This is a genomic window from Paracidovorax sp., assembly GCF_057642795.1.
Genome location: NZ_JBXYZY010000029.1, coordinates 228,717 through 247,978 on the forward strand (window position 1 = coordinate 228,717; position 19,262 = coordinate 247,978).

The following is a 19,262-nucleotide window of genomic DNA, read 5'->3' on the forward strand; positions in this document are numbered from 1 at the left end:
CGGACCCGGCGGGCTGGGCGGACGGAAGGCGTCAATCGTAGTTGGAGAAACGGCTGGGCGGCGTGCCGCTGCCTTGTTGGAGCACCTGGTAGCCGGGGACGTTCCGTTGCAGGCTGGTCAGCGGGTTGGCGCCGACCGACAGGCGCGAGAAGCCGCGGAATTCGATCTGGAACAGCAGGCGGCTGTTGGTGGTGTTCAGGGAGTTCTGCATTCGCTCCAGCACGACCCGGCCGATCCAGCAGCAGCCTTCGTATTCCACACCCATCACGGAATCCACCAGGCGGCGGTCCTTCAGGCTGTAGTTGAGACGGCCCACGGTGTACCAGCGGCCGCCTTCGTTCAGCGGCTTGTCGTCGCGCCCACCCCAGAGCGCGGACAGCGGCCATTGCCAGCCCACGTCGATCTGCTCGCTGGGCTCGGTGATGAGGTCGGTCACACGCTGCAGGCGGTAGGCGGCGCTGATGGTGCGGTACTTGCCGGGGCTGTAGCGCGCGCCCACGGTGGTGCGCTGCGAGCGGCCCGTGTCGGGGTTGTACTGCACCAGCGTGTCCAAGCTCCACTTCGGCGTCCAGTTGATGCCGGCGCCGAGCAGCACGTCGGAGAGGCGGTCGTCCACGGGCGTGCCGCCGGGCATGGTCACGCGCTGGTCGGAAAAGCGCAGGCGCTGGGCGATGCCCAGGCGCACGGCTTCGGCGCCGGTATCCGGGTCCAGCAGGCGGCTGGTCACGCCCAGGGTGAGCAGGTTGTTGTCGGCGAAGCGGTCGTTACCGCCGAAGGCGTTTTCGGTATAGATGGAGGCGAAGTTGAAGTCGTTCGCCGCCGTGTCGTACACCGGCAGCATGCTCTGGTCGCGGTAGGGCGTGTAGGTGTAGAAGGCGCGCGGCTCCAGCGTCTGCAAGAAGCTGCGGCCGAAGTACTTCGCATCGCGCTCGAAGAACAGGCCGCTGTCGAGGCTCAAGGTGGGTACGGTGCGCTGGCGGTTGCGGTCGCCGTTGGCCAGCGGCCGGTCGAATTCGTACTGCGAGGCATGCAGCTGCACGCGCGGCGTGATGAAGCCCCAGGACGCCAGGAAGGGCCGGCTGACCTGCGCCATGGCGTAGCTGCGGCGGGCATTGGGCTGGCCGGTCAGCACGCTGTCGGCGCGGAAGTCGGTGTAGTCGGCGTCCACGCTGGCATCGAAGCCGGCGGGCAGCAGGAAGGGCGCGTAGCGCCAGTGCAGCTGCGGCAGCCGGTCGTAGGGCGGCACGATGGGCGAATCGACGTCTTGCAGGGTCTGCCATTTCACCGTGCGCACGCTGGCGCTGTAGTCGCCCTGGGCCCAGGAGAGCGATGCCTCACCGGGCAGCAGACGCTGGCTGAGCCGGTCGGCGCTGCTGGTGTTGGTGTTCAGGCTGCGCAGCGAGAAGTCGCGCCAGTACTGGTCGTCGCTCACGCGGCGCACGTTCACGTTCAGGCCCAGGCCGCCGATGGGGCTGTCGATGGCGGCCTGGTGCTTGATGCCCCAGGCCCACCGGTCGCGGTCGCGCAGGCGGTCGGACGGCAGGTAGTCGCCCAGCAGCGTGCCGCTGTAGGTCGGCTCGAGATAGCGGAATTCGCCGCCCACGTTCACGCCGCGCTTGCTCAGCAGCGTGGGGGTGATGGTGGCGTCGCGGTTGGGCGCGATGTTCCAGTAGTAGGGCTGCGAATATTCGGCGCCGCTCACGCTGTCGATGCCGATGGTGGGCGGCAGCAGGCCGGACACGCGGCGCTCCGACAGCGGAAAGCTCAGGTGCGGCACAGGCAGGATAGGAACGCCCTTGAATTCGAGCACGGCGTTGTCGGCCGTGCCGACGTCGTTCGCCCGGTCCAGGTGGATGGTGCGTGCGCGCAGGATCCAGTCGGGCTGCCAGCCGGCCTCGTCGGTGCGCTGGCAGGTGGTGTAGTTGCCTTCGTGGATGACCGAGCGCGAGCGGTCGATGAAATCCACGCGCGAGGCGTCGCCATGGGCCGAGTTGGAGAGGAAACGGTAGTTCGCGTCGGTGAAAAAGCCGCTGAACTCATCCACCCGCAGCTGCAGCTTCGAGCCCTGATAGACGTTGCCCGCATTGTTGATGCGCACCTGGCCGGTGGCGGTGGCCAGGTCGGTAGGCATGTCGTATTCCATGCGGTCGGCATGGATCACCGTGTCGCCCCGGCGCAGCTCGGCATGGCCTTCGAGATCGGCCTTGATGTCGGGCTGCAAGGTGAGCTGGTCGCCCATGACGAAGGTGGGCAACTGGCTGCGCGTTCCCTCAGGAATGGCCTCTTGCAATACGGGACTGGTGCGCAGCACGGGGCCGGCTGCCACGGCGGGTGCTGAAGAGGCCCGGGCCGCCGGCGCCGCTTCAGGATCGCCCGCCCCCGGCTGCACCTGGGCCAGCACACCCAGCGGCACGCCGCAGAGCATCCACGCGGCCAGCCGGGCCAGCATGCGGCGCTCCAGGCGCGGGCCGCGCATTCGGAGAGCGCGCGGTGCAGCGGCGGAGGCGGCGGTCAGCGGGGAAGGCAGCGATGAGAGCAGGTCGGGCAAGGAAGAGCGGTCCATGGAATCAGCCGTTCGGCGGTGCCGGCGCAGGCGCCGCGGGCCACCCGGCTTGGGGCGGACCGGGTTCTAAAATCGGATTATCCATGAGCCACCCTTGCCCCACCCCCACCTCCGGCTCCGCGCCCGCCACCTGGGCCGACCCGGCCCGCCACGCCGCCTTCGATGCCTGGCTCGCCCCGCTGGCGGCCACGCACGGCCTGCTGGCGCACAGCCTGCGCCCGGCGTCCGCCGATGCGAGCTTTCGCCGCTACCTGCGGCTGGACCGTGCCGACGGCACCGGCAGCTGCATCGTCATGGACGCGCCGCCCGACAAGGAAGACTGCCGCCCCTTCGCCCATGTGCAGCAGCTGATGCACGCCGCCGGCCTGCGTGTGCCGGACATCCTGGCCTGGGACGAGGCCCACGGCTTCATGCTCCTGTCCGACCTGGGGCAGCAGACCGTCATAGAGCACCTGGACCCCGCCCGCCCCGAGGCCGCGCGCAGCTGGTACCTGCAGGCGGTGGACGCGCTGGTGCAGTGGCAGACAGCCTCGCGCCCCGGCGTGCTGCCGGCCTATGACGAGGCCCTGCTGCGGCGCGAGTTGGCGCTCTTTCCCGACTGGTACATCGCCCGCCACCGCGGCCTGGCGCTGGACGACACCCAGCAGGCCACGCTGCAGCGCGCCTTCGACGCCATCGTGCGGCAGAACCTCAGCGCCCCGGCCGTCTTCGTCCACCGCGACTTCATGACCCGGAACCTGATGGCCCCCACGCTCCCCGCTCCGCGTGGTTCGCTGCCCCCCGAGGGGGCCCTCGCCGCCTTGGGGCGGCCCGGCGGCGGCTCGAGCGGCGGACTGCAAAGTACCCTGGGAGTGCTCGACTTCCAGGACGCCGTGTACGGCCCCGTCACCTACGACGTCGCCAGCCTGCTGCGCGATGCCTTCATCTCGTGGGACGAGGAATTCGTCATCGACATTACCGTGCGTTACTGGGAAAAGGCCCGCCGTGCGGGCATTCTCGGCGCCGCAAGCGCCAGCGGCTGGGGCGACGATTTCGGCGCCTTCTACCGCGAAGTGGAATGGATGGGGCTGCAGCGCCACCTGAAGGTGGCCGGCATCTTTGCCCGCCTGACGCTGCGCGACGGCAAGCCCAAGTACCTGGCCGACGCGCCGCGCTTCATCGGCTACATCCGCTCCACCGCCAGCCGCTACCGCGAGCTGGGCCCCCTGCTGCGGCTGATCGACCAGATCGAAGGCATCTCGGCGCCCACCGGCTACGCCTTCGGCCGCGTCTGACCCCGGCCCGGCCCCATGAACCCAATAGCCCGCAGCGCTTGATATTCCAGCGCATGCAGCTTCTTTTTTCATAGCAATGCCCCGTTTTCACTGCCCTCTGCCCCTGGCCCCCGGCGCCGTGCTGGCACTGCCGCCCACGGCCGCGCGCCATGTGCAGGTGCTGCGGCTGCAGCCGGGCGATGCCATCACGCTCTTCGACGGCCGGGGCGGCGAGCATGCCGCCACCGTCACCCGGATGGGCCGCTCCGATGTGGAGGTCGAAGTCGGCGCACACGACCCCGTCGAGCGCGAAGCCGCCCGCGCCGTCCACCTGATCGTGGGCATGCCCGCCAACGAACGCATGGACTGGCTGGTCGAAAAGGCCACCGAGCTGGGCGCCGCCAGCATCCAGCCCGTGGCAGCCGCACGCAGCGTGCTCAAGCTCGCCGGCGAACGCGCCGCCAAGCGCCAGGCGCACTGGCAGGCCATCGCCGTGGCCGCCTGCGAGCAGTGCGGGCGCAACCGCGTTCCTACCGTCCACCCGCCCCTGCCGCTGGCCGAAGGCCTGCGCAGCGTGACGGAAGCGAGCGGCACCCGCCTGGTGCTCTCGCTGCGCCCCGGCAGCCGGCCCCTGCGCGATGCGGCGGGCGGCGACGGCGCGGTGTGGGTACTGCACGGCCCCGAGGGTGGGCTGACCGCGCAGGAAGAAGACGCGGCCTTCGCCGCCGGCTTCGCGCCCGCCAGCCTGGGTGCGCGCGTGCTGCGGGCCGAAACCGCCTCCGTCGCCGCGCTGGCACAGCTGGTCTTCGCATGAGCGCGGGCCCCCACGTTCCGGCGGCCGCGCAGCCGCCCGATGCGGCGTTGCCGCTGGCCGGCGATGCCGCCGCCCTGAGCGACTTCTTCCGCGATGCCGACGCCGCTGCCGACGCGCCCCTGCTCTGGCGCATCGCCCAGCAGCAGGCGCTGACGCACGCGCTCAGCGGCCTCTTCCACGGCCCGGCCGCGCTGGTGCAGCTGCGGCTGTGGGTCTTCCTGCAGCTGGCCGTGCACGGCGAGGCGCAGCTGCCGCGCGAGCGCATCGACGAGCTGTTCCACGCCCTGCGCCCCGAGGCGCTGGAGACCGTGCTCAAGCGCCTGCGCGACGCGGGCCTGCTGGCCTGGGACGAGACCCAGCGCGCCTACGCCCTGCCCCCGCTGGCCCAGCGCGTGGCCGGCCTGATCTCGCCGCTGGCGAGCGAGGCCCCGCCGCTCGATGGCGACGACGAAGGCAGCGAGCTGGCCGCGCTGCTGGGCTCGGTGGTCGGCGCCAACCAGCTGGGCCATGTCGATGCCGGCCAGGTGCAGCTGCTGCACGCGCAGCTGGCGCGGCTGCACGGCGAATTCGCCGACGCCATCGCCAGCGGCTCCGAATTCCGCCTGCGCGAGGCGCGCAAGCGCTACGACCGCGCGGCCACGCTGATCGACCGGGCGTCCGAAGCCATCACCGCCATCATCTCCAACGCCCACGGCCACATCGCGCTGGAGCGCGCCGCGCGCGGCCTGGGCCAGGCCCAGTCGCGCCTGCTGGCCATGGCCAGCCAGTTCAACCGGGCGCTGCAGCAGGTGGACCGCCAGCGCGTCACGCTGGGCACCACGGGCCTGACCAGCACCGACGTCAAGCGCTGGCTGCAGTCCACGCCCCACCCGCACCGGCTGCTGCGCGGCGCGCTGGCCGCGCCCACACCCTTCCTGGCCGCGCTGGCCCCACACGAGCTGCTGGACGTCACGGAGGCCGAATTCGAGCGCGACCGCCCCACCCTCGAAGCGCCCGAGGACCTGCCCCAGCCGCAGGCCGCGCCCGCCGGCTCGCTGGCCGCCGTGGCGCTGCCGCACGAGCTGACCGACCTCTGCGCCCTGCTGGCCGGCTGGAACCTGCCTGGGGACGATGCTGCTGCCGCCACCCCGCGCACCGTGGCGGACGCCCTGCTGCATGCCGCCGGCGGCGAAGACGCCCGCTACGCCCAGGTGGCCTACAAGACCCAGCTGCTGCCCCTGCTGGGCGACCCGCAGGCCGCCGTGCTGCCCGGCGCCACGGGCGAGCTGGCGCGCCAGCCCTGGCGCGTGCAGTGGGAGCCGGCCACCGACGCGCTGGACCACCCCCAGGTCCGGCGCCTGAGCCGCGGCACGCTGGTGCCCGCAGACGCAGCCCCCCACCCCTCACCACCCGCCGAAGCCGCTGCGCCCGCCCGCCAAGACGACTGACCGCCCCCGAACACGATCGATTCCATGGACGAAGCCGCCCTCCTCATCTCCGAACTGCTGGCCCGCCGCTGGCTGCCGCGCAGCCACCCGCGCGTCAAGCGCGCGCTGGTCGATGCCGAACTCTTCGCCCTGGTCGAACAGCGCCTCGCGCAGTCCGGCCTGCGCTTTCTCGACAGCATCTACGCCGACCATGTCTGCCTGGGCCTCCTGCCCGCCGCGCAGAACGCCGTGCTGGGCGAAGCCGGCGCCAACGCCAACAACAACCTGGAGCTGCCGCGCGACGCGCAGGCGCTGCTGGTGGTGCTGTGGGCGCTCATCGTTTTACCGAAGCGCGAACGCCAGACCAGCCGTGTGCAGGAGGCCGATGCCGGCCAGAGCGACTTCTTTCCCGGCGCCAAGCCGCTGCCGGCAGCGAGCGTGTCCAGCCCCGTGCTGTCGTACAAGACCCTGCTGGAGGACTACGGCCCGCAGCTGGGCAAGAAGCTGCGCCTGGACGCCAACCTCAAGCTGCTGGAGCGCCACGGCTTCATCCTGCGCCGCCAGGACGAGATCGCCGAAGGCCCGCTGCTCGACGTGCTGCTGGACTACGACGTGCTGGCCTCGCGCATCCTCGAAGGCGCCCTGGCCGACGTGCTGCTGCGCGAGCGCGCCGATGCCGCCGCCGCAGCGAGCACCGAGGCGGAACCGGCCGCAGCCCTTGATGCGCCTGGGCACACCGCTATTAAAAACGAAGTGCAGGAGTAAAGCCCCTTGTTTCACCTGCAGACCCTCGAACTCGTCCACTGGGACTACTGCCAGCGCGTGGCCCTGCCGCTGGACGCATCCATCATCACCATCGCCGGCCCCAACGGCTCGGGCAAGACCACGCTGCTGGACGCCATGCGCACGCTGCTGGGCCTGCGCTGCTCGTCGCCGCGCGACTGGCGCACCTACGCCCGCCACGCCGGCGCGCAGACCGCCTGGCTGCGCGCCGTGGTGGACAACCGGCCGCAGGGCCGCCAGACCTCCAGCCGGCCGTTCGCGCGGCGCCTGATCTACACCGAGCAGGTCACGCTGGCCTGCCGCATCGACCGCAACGGCGGCGACTGGCAGCGCCGCTACTGCCTGCTCGAAGGCGACGCCAGCATCGAGCAGCTGCAGGCAACGCCCGAGAAGGACCTCGGCTTCATGGGCGTGGAAGCCTGGGGACGGGTGCTCTCGGCTGCCGGCCTCTCGCCCGCCATCGCCCGCGTGCTGTCGCTGGAGCAGGGCCAGACCGACCGCCTGTGCGAATTCAGCCCGCGCGAGCTGCTGCGGCTGGTGTTCGACGTGTTCGGCGACCAGCAGGTGCTGGACGCCTACGACCAGGCCCGCGAGCACCAGCAGCAGCTGGTGCGCGAAATGGCCCAGGCCGAGCAGGAGCTGCAGCATGCCCGCGCCCAGCTGACCGAGCTGCACAACCGCGTGAGCAGCTACAAGACCTGGCAGCTCAAGCTGGCCGAGCGCGAGCGCCTGGCCACCGAGGTGCTGCCCGTGCTGGCCTGGCACGGCGAGCGCGAAGGGCTGGCCCGGCAATCGCGCGAACTGCGCCGCCAGAAGGGCCAGCACCGCGCGGCGCTGGCCGAGCAGGCCATCCAGAACAAGCGCCTGCTGCACCTGCTGGATGAAGGCGCCCGCGCCCAGGCCGATGCCGAGCGCCTGCAGGCCGAGCGCAACGAAGCCCGCGCCCAGCTCGACACCGCCACGCGCCACGAATCGCCGCTGGAGCAGATCGCCCGGCGCGAGGCCGAACTGCTGGCCCTGGTGGACAAGGGCAGCAACGCCGACGAACTGCAGGCGCACCTGGCCGACCTGCAGCAGCAGGAAGCCGCCGCGCAGGACGAGCGCAGCGTGCTGCAGCAGCGCCGCAAGCTCGCCGGCGAGGCCCTCAAGGCGCTGGAAGGCCAGCAGCTGCCGCCGCAGCCCGCGGAGGTGCAGCAATTCCGCCGCCGCCTCGCGGCCCAGGGCATCGGCCACCAGTTTGTGGCCGAAGTGGTCGAGGTGGCCGACGAGGCCTGGCGTGCCGCCATCGAAGGCGTGCTGCGCGGCCACCGCTGGGTGACGCTGCTCGACAAGGACAGCGACCTTGCCGAGGCCTACGACCTCGGCGAACGCGAGCGCTTCCGGCACTACATCGTCGGCCCCGGAGAGAAGGTGCTGCGCGGCGAGCCCGGCACACTGCTGGCCCATGTGCGCTTCACCGCGCCCGTGCCGCGCTGGCTTGTGCAGCAGCTGCAGCAGCTGCGCTGCGTGGCCGACCCGCGCGAGGGCAAGCGCCTGGGCGGCAGCTGGATCACGCCGCAGGCCTACATGCACGACGGGCGCGGCGCCCGCTCCATGTGGGTGGAGCCGCGCGACCACCAGTTCGGCGCCGCCGCCGTGCATGCGCGCCGCTCGGCCGCCGAGCGCGACCTGGCGCAGATCGACGCGCAGCTCGCGCCCGTGCTGGACCGGCTCATGGCCGTCAAGCGCCAGATCACCGACACCCGCCGCGCCCTCGAAGGCCACAGCGCCGCCGAAGAGCTGGCGCGCCGCAGCGACGAATTCGCCCAGGCCCGCGCGGAGCTGCCCGCCGCCAGGCAGGCGCGCATCGCCGCCGCCCAGCGCTGGCAGCGGCTCGATACCGATGCCGGGCGCGCCCAGGAACGCCACCGCGCCTTCACCGATGAGCACCAGCGCGTCGAAAAGGAGCTGCAGCGCGCCCGCGGCGAGAGCGAACGCGCGGCGCAGGACTGGACGGCCCGCCGCCGCGCCCAGGCCGGCGCGGTGGAGCGCAGCCAGGCCCAGCGCGCGCGCTTTCCGGCGCGCTGGGTGGCCCCGGCCACCATCGCCTCGCTGGTCGCGGACTTCGTCAACGACACCCAGGCCCGGCTACGCCTGCAGGCCGTGGAGCAGGAGCTGGAGCACGGCAGCTGGGAGCAGGACGCCACCGTCGAGGAGCGCCATCGCCGCATGGACGTCACGGTGCGCGAGCAGGCCGCGAGCCTGGCCGACCACCAGGTCAAGAACGTCCAGGCCGGCACGGCCGTTATGAACGCGCGCGAGAGCTACATCGAGGTGCTGCGCAGCACCGTGCGCCGCTACCGCAAGAACATCCAGGAGCTGGGCGCCCTCGCCGGCGTGGAAGTGGCGGCCGAGCTGCCCCTCTTGGAGAACGACGACACCGTGCTCGCCCAGGCGGGCCTGAAGGTGCAGTTCGCCTTCGACGGCAAGGGCAGCATCGGCCTGAACGACGGCGAGGCCTCGGGCGGCCAGCAGGTCATCAAGTCGCTGATCCTGCTGGTGGGGCTGCTCAAGGACGAGGAAAGCGCCTCGGGCGGCTTCGTCTTCATCGACGAGCCCTTCGCCCACCTGGACGTGCGCAACATCCAGCTGGTGGGCCACTTCCTGCGCTCGACGCAGGCACAGTACGTGCTGACCACCCCCATCACCCACAACCTCGAAGTCTTCGAGCCCGCCGAGATCACCCTGGTGACCAGCAAGAAGCCCAAGGGCAGCCGCTGGGCGCCGCCCATCGCGGTGGCGCAGCGGCGCGGCGTACCGGTGCTGGAGGCACTGCCCACGTAGGGATTGAGGAAAATCGCATCCCGCGCGTGCGCCGTCCATGCCGCGTCGCCACGCCTGCCCGCCAGGAATGCCATGACCCTCCTTATCGACACCCAGGGCCGCGACCGCACCCGGCAGAGCGATGCCCCGCTGAACCCGGACCTGCAGCTCAACGCCCGGCAGAAAACCCTGCTCAAGCGCTGGCTGGCCAAAGAGGCGCAGCAGCGGCGCTGGCAGACCCTGCTGGAAGACGCCGGCAAGGACCTGCTGGACTGCGCCGAGGAGCTGCTGGAAGCGCTGGTGGCCGCTGGCGCCGCTGTCGCCCGCGAAAGACGCGTGCGAGGCGAGTGGCAGATCCAGGGATTGGCGTGGCGCGATCTCCCTGCGCTGCAGCAGGCGTTCGGCCTTGCCACGAAGCAAGAGCGCCATGCCAGGCGCAGCGGCACCCGGCAGCAACTGCTCACCTTGGCGCAAGCGTGCCCCTGGCTTCAGTCAGCCATCGGGAGTTGCCTGGAGAGCACCTGGAGCGCCAGCCAGCTGGAAGCCCGGGCGGAACTGCTGCACGCCCTCGCGGCCTGGCATGCCGAGCAGCGCTTCGGCAAACGCAGGGACTTCGCGCTGTACGCGCGTCATGCGACGAAGGACATCACGCCCGTTGAATGGAAGTGGCTGGACACCCATGTGCCTCTGCCTGCCCTGGGGATCGAAAAGCTCGCGTTCATCCTGTGGCTCGGCGGCAGCCTTTCCCTGCAGACCGCCAGGGGGCGCGTGGATGTGAACGCCACCGGCTTTTGCGGCCTGCCCCTGAGCACACTGGCAGGCGACGCCCAGATCGTTCGCGCGCCAGAGCGCTACTGGCTCATCGAAAACCGCACCAGCTTCGAACGGCAGGCCATGCAGGCGGCGCCAGGCACCTGCGTGGTCTGGCTGCCGGGAAGACCTCCCGAGGAGTGGCTCAACGCACTGAGCTCGTTACTGGCGCATGCACCTGCGCCCGCGCACATCAGTTGCGATCCCGACCCCGCCGGCATTGATATCGCCATGACGGCTGCGGCCTTGTGGACGGCACGGGGGCTGGATTGGGCACCTTACAAGATGGAGGCGGCGCTCTGGCAGCACGGCCCCACGTTGCCGCACAACGCGTTCGATCGCACAGCGCTGGCACGCCTGGCGGCGCGCAACGACCTGCCCGAGCCCATGGCCCAACTGCGCGATGCGATGGATCGGATCGGCCGCAAGGCAGAGCAGGAAGCATGGCTCTGACGGGTGGCGGGAGGCCCGCGCCAGCGGCCCGCCCGGCCGCGCTCGTCACAACCCTGCACCGCAGAATCTGAGCGAGGTTTTGCGGCGTTGGCCCCCGGGCCGGCCCTGCGCCACGGTGCGGCGCGGCAGGGGCGTTCAGACACCCCCGTGAAATGCTTCTTGGCGAACGGATTCCCCCGAGATGGCAGCGCCATTCGCTACATTTTGTGAACAAAAGGCATAATTTGTTAAAAAATGCGACTTACTTTCTTCTCCGTCTAGGCGACCATCAGCAACCACCATGACAGCGGCTGTCATCCTTCACGCCCACGTCCCAGGTCGCTGGCGGCCCCGCGAGGGCACACCAAGGCGGAGGTCTCCGTCCGGGCCAGGCGCACCGCTGTCATCGTGGCGCCCCCATGCGCTCAAGCCCGGAGCCCCACTGCCGAAGCGCTGGAGGGTGGCCCGAGGCGCCAGCACAGCGGAGAACACCCGTCCAACGCCACGCCCGAAAGCGAGCCGCTGCGCCCCCGCCCTCTGCCCCCCTCATCAGAACAGGATCCAGCCTTGACCGAGGCTTCACAGCCGACCATTGCCCGCAACCGCCTCGCCAGCGCCTGGCATGCGGTGCTGGACGTCGTTCTCACCACCGACTGGCAGCAGCGGCATCGGCTGACGATGTGCATGCTGGCCAATCTGCTGATGCTCTGCTGCATCCTGACCGTGCAGATCCTGTCACGGGCCGGGCTGGCGGAACCGCGGCTGGTCAACGCGTGGGCAGGGCTCAGCATGATGGGCATGGCGGTGATATTCGGGCTGATCCGCAGCGGCTTCGCGCTCCGTTTCGCGGACCCGTCCCTCACGGCTGCGCAAATCCTCTACAGCATCACATGCACCGCCATGGCCTTCGGAATCGTGGCCGTCCCCGCCCGGGGCCTGACGCTGCCGATCCTCGCCGTCATCGTGATGTTCGGCATGTTCGGGCTCACGGCTCGGCAGATGCTGGGAGTGATGTGCTACGCGCTTGCCCTCTTCGCCATGGCCATCCTGGTGGTGGACTGGCGTGGCTACTACGACCAGCGGGCCAGCCTGTCGGCGAGCTACGCGATCATGGTGGTGGTGCTGCTGATCGGCAGCACCTTCCTCACGCATCGGATACAGAGAAAGCGCAACCGCTTGCGCCGCCAGCGCCAGGAGCTGGCGCTGGCGCTCGAGCAGATCCGGCAGCAGGCCACGCACGATGAACTGACGGGGCTGCCCAACCGGCGCCACATGCTCGAGCTGATGCGGCATGAGGTGATGCGGGCCCAGCGCGGCAAGATGCAGCCGCTGTTGGCTCAGCTGGACGTGGACCATTTCAAGGTCGTCAACGACACCTATGGCCATGCCGTGGGAGACCTGGCACTGCAGTCGTTCGCGCACACGGCACGCCAGGCCTTGCGCCAGGGCGACATCCTGTCGCGCTGGGGCGGCGAGGAATTCGTGCTGATGCTTTGCGACACCCCCCGGCCGGAGGCCGATGCGCTGCTGGAACGACTGCGCATGCAGGTGTCCCAACCCCGCACGGTGCGGCCCGAATTGCCGGCGCTGCGCATCACGGTGTCGATAGGCGTGGCCTGCGTGGGCGCTGGCGAGCGCCTGGAAGCCGCGCTGGAGCGAGCGGACATCGCCCTCTACGCCGCCAAGGCCGGCGGGCGCGACCGCGTGGTCTGGGCCGACTGACGGACTGACGGACTGGCGGGCGCCCCACCGTTTTCACTATGGAAACAAGAGCGCCTGGCCTCGGCGCAATGCCCTTTTGCGGCCAACGGGGTGCAGCCCAGGCCCGCTGCGGGATACCATCCGCGCATGACGCTCCGCTACGAAGCCCTCTCCTCTCCCGACGCCTACGCCGACGTCTTCAAGACCCCCGCCCCCCACGCACTGGGGGAGCGCCGCATCAAGCCGCGCCAGCCCGGCTACATCGTCCGGCTGGCCCCTGCCGCCCCTGCAACCCCAGAGACCGCTTCAGCCGAGGCAGCACAAGCCGATCCGGCCGATGCCGGTCCCGCCCCGGATGGGTCAGACGCTGCCCCTGCCGCACGCGAACTGCTGCTTGTGCAATGGGGCCTGGTGCCGCACTGGGTGAAGTCCGCCTCCGACGGGCGCCTGCGCGCGCCCAAGCTGGTGAATGCGCGCTCGGAGACCGTCACCACCTCCACGCCGTTCCGCGATGCCTGGCTGCGCGGCCAGCGCTGCATCGTGCCCATGCAGGCCTTCTACGTGGACGACCTGCGCGGCGGCGGCAAGCCGCTGGCCACGCGGATCGCGCGCATCGACGGCGCGCCCATGGGCGTGGCAGGCCTCTGGGCCTGCTGGACGGGGCCCGAGGGCGAGACGCTGGAGAGCTTCACCCTGCTCACAGTGAACGCCAACAGCCACGCGCTGCTGCATCGCTACGGCCAGCCGGGCAGCGAAAAGCGCATGCCGGCCATTCTGAGCGAAGGCGCGCAGGCCGCCTGGCTGACGGCTCCGGTGGCCAAGGCGGCGGAGTTCATGCGCGCCTACCCGGCGCAGTCGCTCACCGCCAACCCGGTGGAAACCAAGGCGGACAAGCGGCCCAAGGGCTGGCTGGACTGAGCGGGCACAGGCAGCGGGCCGGCGATTGCTATCTTATTAATAGCTGCCAGCACTTGATGGACAAGCGCTGCGGGCTATGGGAGCCTGAAACTTCAGGCTACGGCCGGTTCGGCCTCAGCCTCGGCCCCACCCGCCGGCGGCAGGCTGGCGATGACCTGCGCCACGGCGGCGGTGAGCTTCTTGGCGTAGGGCACATGCAGGAATTCGTTCGGCCCGTGGGCGTTGCTCTTGGGGCCAAGCACGCCGCAGACCATCATCTGCGCCTTGGGGAAGCCCTGGCTCAGCAGGTTCATGAGCGGGATCGTGCCGCCCTGGCCGATGTAGCCGCAGGAGGCGCCGAACTGGGCCGTGCTCGCGGCGTTGAGGGCGCGCTCGAACCACGGCGCCGTGTCGGGCGCGTTCCAGCCGGTGGCGGCGCCCGCGGATTCGAAGGTCACCCGGGCCTGGTAGGGCGCGTTGTCTTCCAGCAGCGCCTTCATCTCCTGCACGCAGCGGGCGGCATCCACCAGCGGCGGCAGGCGCAGGCTGAGCTTGAAGGCGGTGTAGGGCCGCAGCACGTTGCCCGCGTCCTGCAGCGCCGGGAAGCCCTCGGCGCCGGTGACGCTGAGCGTGGGCTCCCAGGTGCGCCTGAGCAGCGCATCGACCGGCTCGGTCGTCGTGGGCAGCGCGAAGGTGGTGGAGCCGCCGCAGTCGTAGTGCGCCCACGGGAAGCGCCGGTAGATCTCGTCGCCCAGGATGGCGGCGGTGGCGCGCGCCTGGGCCATCCGCTCGGCCGGCACGTTGCAGTGGAAGCTCGCGGGCAGCAGGCGGCCGGTGGCGGAGTCTTCCAGCCGGTCGAGCACCTGCCGCATGATGCGGAACGACGACGGCACCAGGCCCGAGGCGTCGCCCGAATGCACGCCCTCGGTGAGGATCTCCACCTTCAGCGTGCCGCTGGCCATGCCGCGCAGGCTGGTGGTGAGCCAGAGCTGGTCGTAGTTGCCGGCGCCCGAGTCCAGGCAGATCACCAGCGCCACCTCGCCCAGACGCGGGCGCAGCTGGTCGATGTAGGGCAGCAGGTCGCGCGAGCCGCTTTCCTCGCAGGTCTCGATCAGGCCCACGATGCGCGGGTGCGGCACGTTCTGGCGCTTGAGCTCCTGCACGGCGGCAATGCTGGCATAGACGGCGTAGCCGTCGTCCGCGCTGCCCCGGCCGTAGAGCTTGCCGTCCTCGTACTTCGGCGTCCACGGGCCCAGGTCGCTGCGCCAGCCGTCGAATTCGGGTTGCTTGTCGAGGTGGCCGTACATCAGCACCGTGGGGCCGCTGGCGGCCTGCGGCTGGGTGCCGTCCACCTCGAAGAAGAGCACCGGCGTGCGGCCGGGCAGGCGCACGATCTCCAGCTTCAGGCCGGGCACCTTCTGCGCCTCCACCCACTGGGCGGCATTGCGCAGCACGCGGTCGAGCAGGCCCTGCTGCTCCCAGTCGGGCGCGAAGCCGGGCGACTTGGCGGGAATGGCGATGTATTCGGTCAGCTGGGGCAGGATGCCTTCGTCCCAGCGCTGGCTGAGCTGGGAGAGGGCCTCTTGCGGCTGGAAGGCGGAAGCGGGAATGCGGGCGTTCATGGGCGGCTCTTTCGTGCGGGGGCGTGGGCACTGGCAACCCCGACGGCCGGGTGCCAGCCCGAGCGCCACGCCAAGGAGCCGATTGTGCTACTGCGCCCGCACCACGCGCTGGCGCAGGGTCTGCGAAGGCGCTTCGCCGAACAGGGATTTGTAGTCCTGCGAGAAATGGCCCATATGGAAGAAGCCCCAGCGGGCCGCCACTTCCTGCACCGTGTCGCCCGGTGCGGCGGCGCGCAGGGCGCGGCGGCAGGCGTTCAGGCGCACGGCCTTGAGGAAATCGGCCGGCGGCTGGCCCAGCACGGCATGGAAATGGTTCTGCAGCGTGCGCCGGGTGACGTGCAGGTATTCGCACAGCGCCGGCACGTCGCGGGCCTCTTCGCCCTCGCACGGCTGGCTGGCCCACGCACGTGCGGCCATCACCAGGGCGAAGCGGCGCTGCGCCGTGCCCTGGGGCGCGGCGGCATCGGCCAGCACCGCGGGCGCGTCGCCGCACAGCAGGCCGAGCAGCTGCCGCGCCAGCGCCGCGTGCCGGGCCGTGCCGGCAGGCTCAGGTGCGTCGTCTTCGCCCAGGCGCAGCAGCGATTCGATGGTGGCGCACAGGGCCGCGTGGCTCGCGTTTTCCAGCGGAACGGCGTGCGCCGGGCTGGCCAGCAGCGCGGCCGCGCCGCGCAGCTCCATCGCGTCGGCCTGGGCGCGCAGCCATTCCTGGTCCATGACCACGCCATAGATGCCGAAGTCTTCCGGCGTGCGCAGCGTGAAGCCATCGCTGGCCCGTGCCCGCAGCACGAAGCGCTGCGCATCGGTGCGCCGCTCGCGCCCGCAGAAGTGCAGCGGCTGCGCGCTGCGGCCGTCGGGCAGCCCGAACCAGACCGAGCCCTGCCAGGGTGCGCATTGCTGGCTGGTGGGCTGGGAGGTGTGCTCGTGAAAGACCTGCAGGCGCAGATCGCCCATCCAGAGTTCGCGCACGCGCCCGGCGAACCGGCCGCCGCGCAGCTGGTCGTACTGCTGCGACCAGTCCGAGATCTGGTCGGCATGCTCATCCACGTCGTCGCTCTCGCGCACCCGCCAGCGCAGCGGGCCCGGACCAGGGGGCACCGAGGCAGTGCGGAAAGGATGCGCGGCGGCCATGTCGTGGGGCATTCGGTGGGTGGAATGGCGAATTTGATGCAAGAAAGACGCCAGATACCCAGCGCAAACCCCTAGGGCACTATCCCGGATCGGAAAAAAAACCCGCTGCCAGCCACTTTGCCCAATCGGGATAGGCAAGGCCGGCTCCGCGTTGATGCAATAGGCAGGAATTCTTCCCATCGCACCTTTCAACGCAGCAAGGTCGTTTCCCATGCACACATCGGCACCCACATCCGCTCCCACGGCCCACGCACCGCACCTGAAGAAGGTACTGGGCACCTTCCAGCTCTGGGGCATCGCCGTCGGGCTGGTCATCTCCGGCGAATACTTCGGCTGGAGCTACGGCTGGGCCACGGCCGGCACGCTGGGCTTTCTGGTCGCCACCGTGCTGGTGGCGGCCATGTACACCAGCTTCATCTTCAGCTTCACCGAACTCACCACCGCCATCCCGCACGCGGGCGGCCCCTTCGCCTATGCGCGCCGCGCGTTCGGGCCGGCGGGCGGCTTCATCGCGGGCTACGCCACGCTGGTGGAATTCGTCTTCGCGCCACCGGCCATTGCGCTGGCCATCGGCGCCTACCTGAACGTGCAGTTTCCGGCCATCAACGCCAAGTACATCGCGCTCGGCGCCTATGCGGTGTTCATCGGGCTGAACTGGGTGGGCGTGGGCATTGCCGCCACGTTCGAGCTGGTGGTCACGCTGCTGGCCATCTTCGAGCTGCTGGTGTTCATGGGCGTGGTCAGCCCCGGCTGGTCGTGGGCGCAGTTCGCCAATCTGGGCTGGGCCGGTAGCGACAGCTTCAGCGGCGCCACGGTGGCCGGCATCTTCGCCTCGATCCCGTTCGCCATCTGGTTCTTCCTGGCGATCGAGGGCGCGGCCATGGCGGCCGAAGAGGCGCGCGACCCGCAGCGCACCATTCCCCGCGCCTACATCGCCGGCATCCTCACGCTGGTGGCGCTGGCCTTCGGCGTGATGATCATGGCCGGCGGCGTGACCGACTGGCGCACGCTGGCCAACATCAACGACCCGCTGCCCCAGGCCATGAAGGCGCTGGTGGGCGCCAACAGCGGCTGGCTGCACATGATGGTCTGGATCGGCCTCTTCGGACTGGTGGCCTCGTTCCACGGGATCATCATGGGCTATTCGCGCCAGATCTTCGCGCTGGCTCGCGCCGGCTACCTGCCCCGCGCCTTCGCTGAACTCAGCCCGCGCTTCAACACGCCCCACCGCGCCCTGCTGGCCGGCGGCGCCATCGGCGTGGCCGCGATCTTCAGCGACGAATGGGTCCAGTTCGGCGGCCAGACGCTCACCGCCAACATCGTCACCATGGCGGTCTTCGGCGCCATCGTGATGTACATCGTCTCCATGGCCGCGCTGCTGCGCCTGCGCCGTACCGAGCCTGCGATGCACCGCCCCTACCGCGCGCCGCTCTACCCCTTCTTCCCCATGCTGGCGCTGGCGCTGGGCGTGGTCTGCCTGATCGCCATGGTGTGGTTCAACACGGTGCTGGCAGGCATCTTCCTCGCACTGATGGCGCTGGCCTGGGCCTACTACGCCCGCACCGCCGGCCGCCGCGCCGAAGCCGCACCCGACGCGATGCTGGACGCCGCCACCCCCTGACCCGAACACGAGCCTGCGACAGAAGAGCCCGCCATGCGCTACCACACCACCCTGGGCGGCCAGGGCCATGCCTTCGACGACCTGCGCCAGGTGATGGCCCATGCCAGCCCGGCCCGCTCGGGCGACTACCTGGCCGGCGTGGGCGCGGCCACCGCGCAGCAGCGCATGGCGGCGCGCCACGTGCTGGCCGATCTGCCGCTCACCACCTTCCTGAACGAAGCGCTGGTGCCCTACGAGGACGACGCCATCACCCGCCTCGTCATCGACGGCCACGACGCCGCGGCCTTCGCGCCCATCCGCCACATGACGGTGGGCGACTGGCGCAACTGGCTGCTGGGCGACGCCGCGACGCCCGAGGCGCTGGCCGCGCTCGCGCCCGGGCTCACGCCCGAGATGGTGTCGGCCGTGAGCAAGATCATGCGCAACCAGGACCTGATCGCCGTGGCGCGCAAGTGCCGCGTGGTCACGCGCTTTCGCAACACGCAGGGCCTGGCCGGCCGCATCGGCGTGCGGCTGCAGCCCAACCATCCCACCGACGACCTGCGCGGCGTGGCCGCCTCGGTGCTGGACGGACTGATGCTGGGCGCGGGCGATGCGGTGATCGGCATCAACCCGGTCTCCGACAGCATGGCCACGCTCGAAGGCCTGTGCCGCATGTTCGACACGCTGATCCAGGGCCTGGAGATCCCCACCCAGGCCTGCGTGCTGACCCACGTCACCAACACGCTGCAGCTCATGAACGCGGGCGTGCCGGTGGATCTGGTGTTCCAGTCCATCGGCGGCACCGAGAAGACCAACAGCGGCTTCGGCGTGAGCATCTCCGTGCTCGACGAAGCCTACGACGCCGCCCTGCAGCTGCGGCGCGGCACCGTGGGCGACAACGTCATGTATTTCGAGACCGGCCAGGGCAGCGCGCTTTCGGCCGGCGGCCACCACGGCGTGGACCAGCAGACCTGCGAGGTGCGCGCCTATGCGCTGGCGCGCCGCTACCACCCGCTACTCGTGAACACGGTGGTGGGCTTCATCGGCCCCGAATACCTCTACGACGGCAAGCAGATCATCCGCGCCGGGCTGGAAGACCACTTCTGCGGCAAGCTGATGGGCCTGCCCATGGGCTGCGACATCTGCTACACCAACCATGCCGAGGCCGACCAGGACGACATGGACACGCTGCTGGTGCTGCTGGCCACGGCCGGGCTGAACTTCCTCATCGGCGTGCCGGGGGCGGACGACATCATGCTGAACTACCAGAGCACCTCGTTCCACGACGCGCTCTTCCTGCGCGACACGCTGGGCCTGCAGCGCGCGCCCGAATTCGAGGCCTGGCTGCAACGCCAGGGCCTGACCACGGCCCAGGGCCGGCTGCGCGACGGCGCCGCGCCGCTGGCGCTGGCGCGCGTGCTGGGCACGCCAGCCCCTTGAGTGCGGCG

Annotated in this window: 13 protein-coding genes; 10 read left to right on the forward strand and 3 right to left on the reverse strand. The window is 70.6% G+C overall.

All coding sequences use genetic code 11. The features are described 5' to 3' along the window. Positions 1 to 31: 31 nt before the first annotated feature. A complete protein-coding gene (locus tag AC3A84_RS12250; RefSeq protein WP_487969899.1) occupies positions 32 to 2,563 on the reverse strand; it encodes an LPS-assembly protein LptD in 2,532 nt (843 codons plus the stop codon). Positions 2,564 to 2,646: 83 nt separating this feature from the next. Here AC3A84_RS12250 and AC3A84_RS12255 point away from each other — a divergent pair, with 83 nt between their 5' ends. The 8 genes from AC3A84_RS12255 (at position 2,647) to AC3A84_RS12290 (ending at position 13,482) form a co-directional block, all read left to right on the forward strand. Beyond that, the gene (locus tag AC3A84_RS12255; RefSeq protein WP_487969900.1) at positions 2,647 to 3,837 is read left to right on the forward strand and encodes an aminoglycoside phosphotransferase family protein; all 1,191 of its coding nucleotides are present in this window, start codon (positions 2,647 to 2,649) and stop codon (positions 3,835 to 3,837) included. Positions 3,838 to 3,913: 76 nt separating this feature from the next. Continuing rightward, positions 3,914 to 4,630, forward strand: coding sequence for a 16S rRNA (uracil(1498)-N(3))-methyltransferase (locus tag AC3A84_RS12260; RefSeq protein ID WP_487969902.1), 717 nt, complete (start codon positions 3,914 to 3,916; stop codon positions 4,628 to 4,630). After that, positions 4,627 to 6,057: a hypothetical protein gene (locus AC3A84_RS12265; RefSeq protein WP_487969903.1), complete on the forward strand. Its 1,431-nt coding sequence runs from the start codon at positions 4,627 to 4,629 to the stop codon at positions 6,055 to 6,057. Before AC3A84_RS12260 ends, AC3A84_RS12265 begins: the two co-directional genes overlap by 4 nt. 24 nt (positions 6,058 to 6,081) lie before the next feature. Continuing rightward, on the forward strand, positions 6,082 to 6,801 hold the full coding sequence (locus AC3A84_RS12270; RefSeq protein ID WP_487969905.1) for a hypothetical protein: 720 nt from the start codon (positions 6,082 to 6,084) through the stop codon (positions 6,799 to 6,801). A 6-nt stretch (positions 6,802 to 6,807) separates the two neighbouring features. After that, on the forward strand, positions 6,808 to 9,642 hold the full coding sequence (locus tag AC3A84_RS12275; protein WP_487969907.1) for an ATP-binding protein: 2,835 nt from the start codon (positions 6,808 to 6,810) through the stop codon (positions 9,640 to 9,642). A 72-nt stretch (positions 9,643 to 9,714) separates the two neighbouring features. Further along, on the forward strand, positions 9,715 to 10,884 hold the full coding sequence (locus tag AC3A84_RS12280) for a hypothetical protein (protein WP_487969909.1): 1,170 nt from the start codon (positions 9,715 to 9,717) through the stop codon (positions 10,882 to 10,884). A gap of 546 nt (positions 10,885 to 11,430) precedes the next feature. Next, a complete protein-coding gene (locus AC3A84_RS12285; RefSeq protein ID WP_487969910.1) occupies positions 11,431 to 12,585 on the forward strand; it encodes a GGDEF domain-containing protein in 1,155 nt (384 codons plus the stop codon). Positions 12,586 to 12,711: 126 nt separating this feature from the next. After that, entirely contained in the window at positions 12,712 to 13,482 is a 771-nt protein-coding gene (locus AC3A84_RS12290; RefSeq protein ID WP_487969912.1) for an SOS response-associated peptidase, read from the forward strand. A 92-nt stretch (positions 13,483 to 13,574) separates the two neighbouring features. Here AC3A84_RS12290 and AC3A84_RS12295 read toward each other — a convergent pair whose 3' ends face one another. Both AC3A84_RS12295 and AC3A84_RS12300 read right to left on the reverse strand, forming a co-directional pair. Further along, on the reverse strand, positions 13,575 to 15,083 hold the full coding sequence (locus tag AC3A84_RS12295; RefSeq protein ID WP_487969913.1) for a M20 family metallopeptidase: 1,509 nt from the start codon (positions 15,081 to 15,083) through the stop codon (positions 13,575 to 13,577). An 87-nt stretch (positions 15,084 to 15,170) separates the two neighbouring features. Further along, positions 15,171 to 16,223 carry a helix-turn-helix domain-containing protein gene (locus AC3A84_RS12300; protein ID WP_487969914.1) on the reverse strand — a complete coding sequence of 351 codons (1,053 nt, stop codon included), beginning with the start codon at positions 16,221 to 16,223 and terminating at the stop codon, positions 15,171 to 15,173. Positions 16,224 to 16,422: 199 nt separating this feature from the next. Here AC3A84_RS12300 and eat point away from each other — a divergent pair, with 199 nt between their 5' ends. Then, a complete protein-coding gene (gene eat, locus AC3A84_RS12305) occupies positions 16,423 to 17,832 on the forward strand; it encodes an ethanolamine permease (protein ID WP_487969916.1) in 1,410 nt (469 codons plus the stop codon). Between the two features lie 33 nt (positions 17,833 to 17,865). Continuing rightward, positions 17,866 to 19,254, forward strand: coding sequence for an ethanolamine ammonia-lyase subunit EutB (locus AC3A84_RS12310; RefSeq protein WP_487969917.1), 1,389 nt, complete (start codon positions 17,866 to 17,868; stop codon positions 19,252 to 19,254). Positions 19,255 to 19,262: the final 8 nt, after the last annotated feature.

Bases quoted from the DNA above. Each gene is read 5' to 3' on its own strand.
- AC3A84_RS12250 (WP_487969899.1), bottom strand. From the start codon at position 2,563: ATGGACCGCTCTTCCTTGCCCGACCTGCTCTCATCGCTGCCTTCCCCG.
- AC3A84_RS12255 (WP_487969900.1), top strand. From the start codon at position 2,647: ATGAGCCACCCTTGCCCCACCCCCACCTCCGGCTCCGCGCCCGCCACC.
- AC3A84_RS12260 (WP_487969902.1), top strand. From the start codon at position 3,914: ATGCCCCGTTTTCACTGCCCTCTGCCCCTGGCCCCCGGCGCCGTGCTG.
- AC3A84_RS12265 (WP_487969903.1), top strand. From the start codon at position 4,627: ATGAGCGCGGGCCCCCACGTTCCGGCGGCCGCGCAGCCGCCCGATGCG.
- AC3A84_RS12270 (WP_487969905.1), top strand. From the start codon at position 6,082: ATGGACGAAGCCGCCCTCCTCATCTCCGAACTGCTGGCCCGCCGCTGG.
- AC3A84_RS12280 (WP_487969909.1), top strand. From the start codon at position 9,715: ATGACCCTCCTTATCGACACCCAGGGCCGCGACCGCACCCGGCAGAGC.
- AC3A84_RS12290 (WP_487969912.1), top strand. From the start codon at position 12,712: ATGACGCTCCGCTACGAAGCCCTCTCCTCTCCCGACGCCTACGCCGAC.
- AC3A84_RS12295 (WP_487969913.1), bottom strand. From the start codon at position 15,083: ATGAACGCCCGCATTCCCGCTTCCGCCTTCCAGCCGCAAGAGGCCCTC.
- AC3A84_RS12300 (WP_487969914.1), bottom strand. From the start codon at position 16,223: ATGCCCCACGACATGGCCGCCGCGCATCCTTTCCGCACTGCCTCGGTG.
- eat (WP_487969916.1), top strand. From the start codon at position 16,423: ATGCACACATCGGCACCCACATCCGCTCCCACGGCCCACGCACCGCAC.
- AC3A84_RS12310 (WP_487969917.1), top strand. From the start codon at position 17,866: ATGCGCTACCACACCACCCTGGGCGGCCAGGGCCATGCCTTCGACGAC.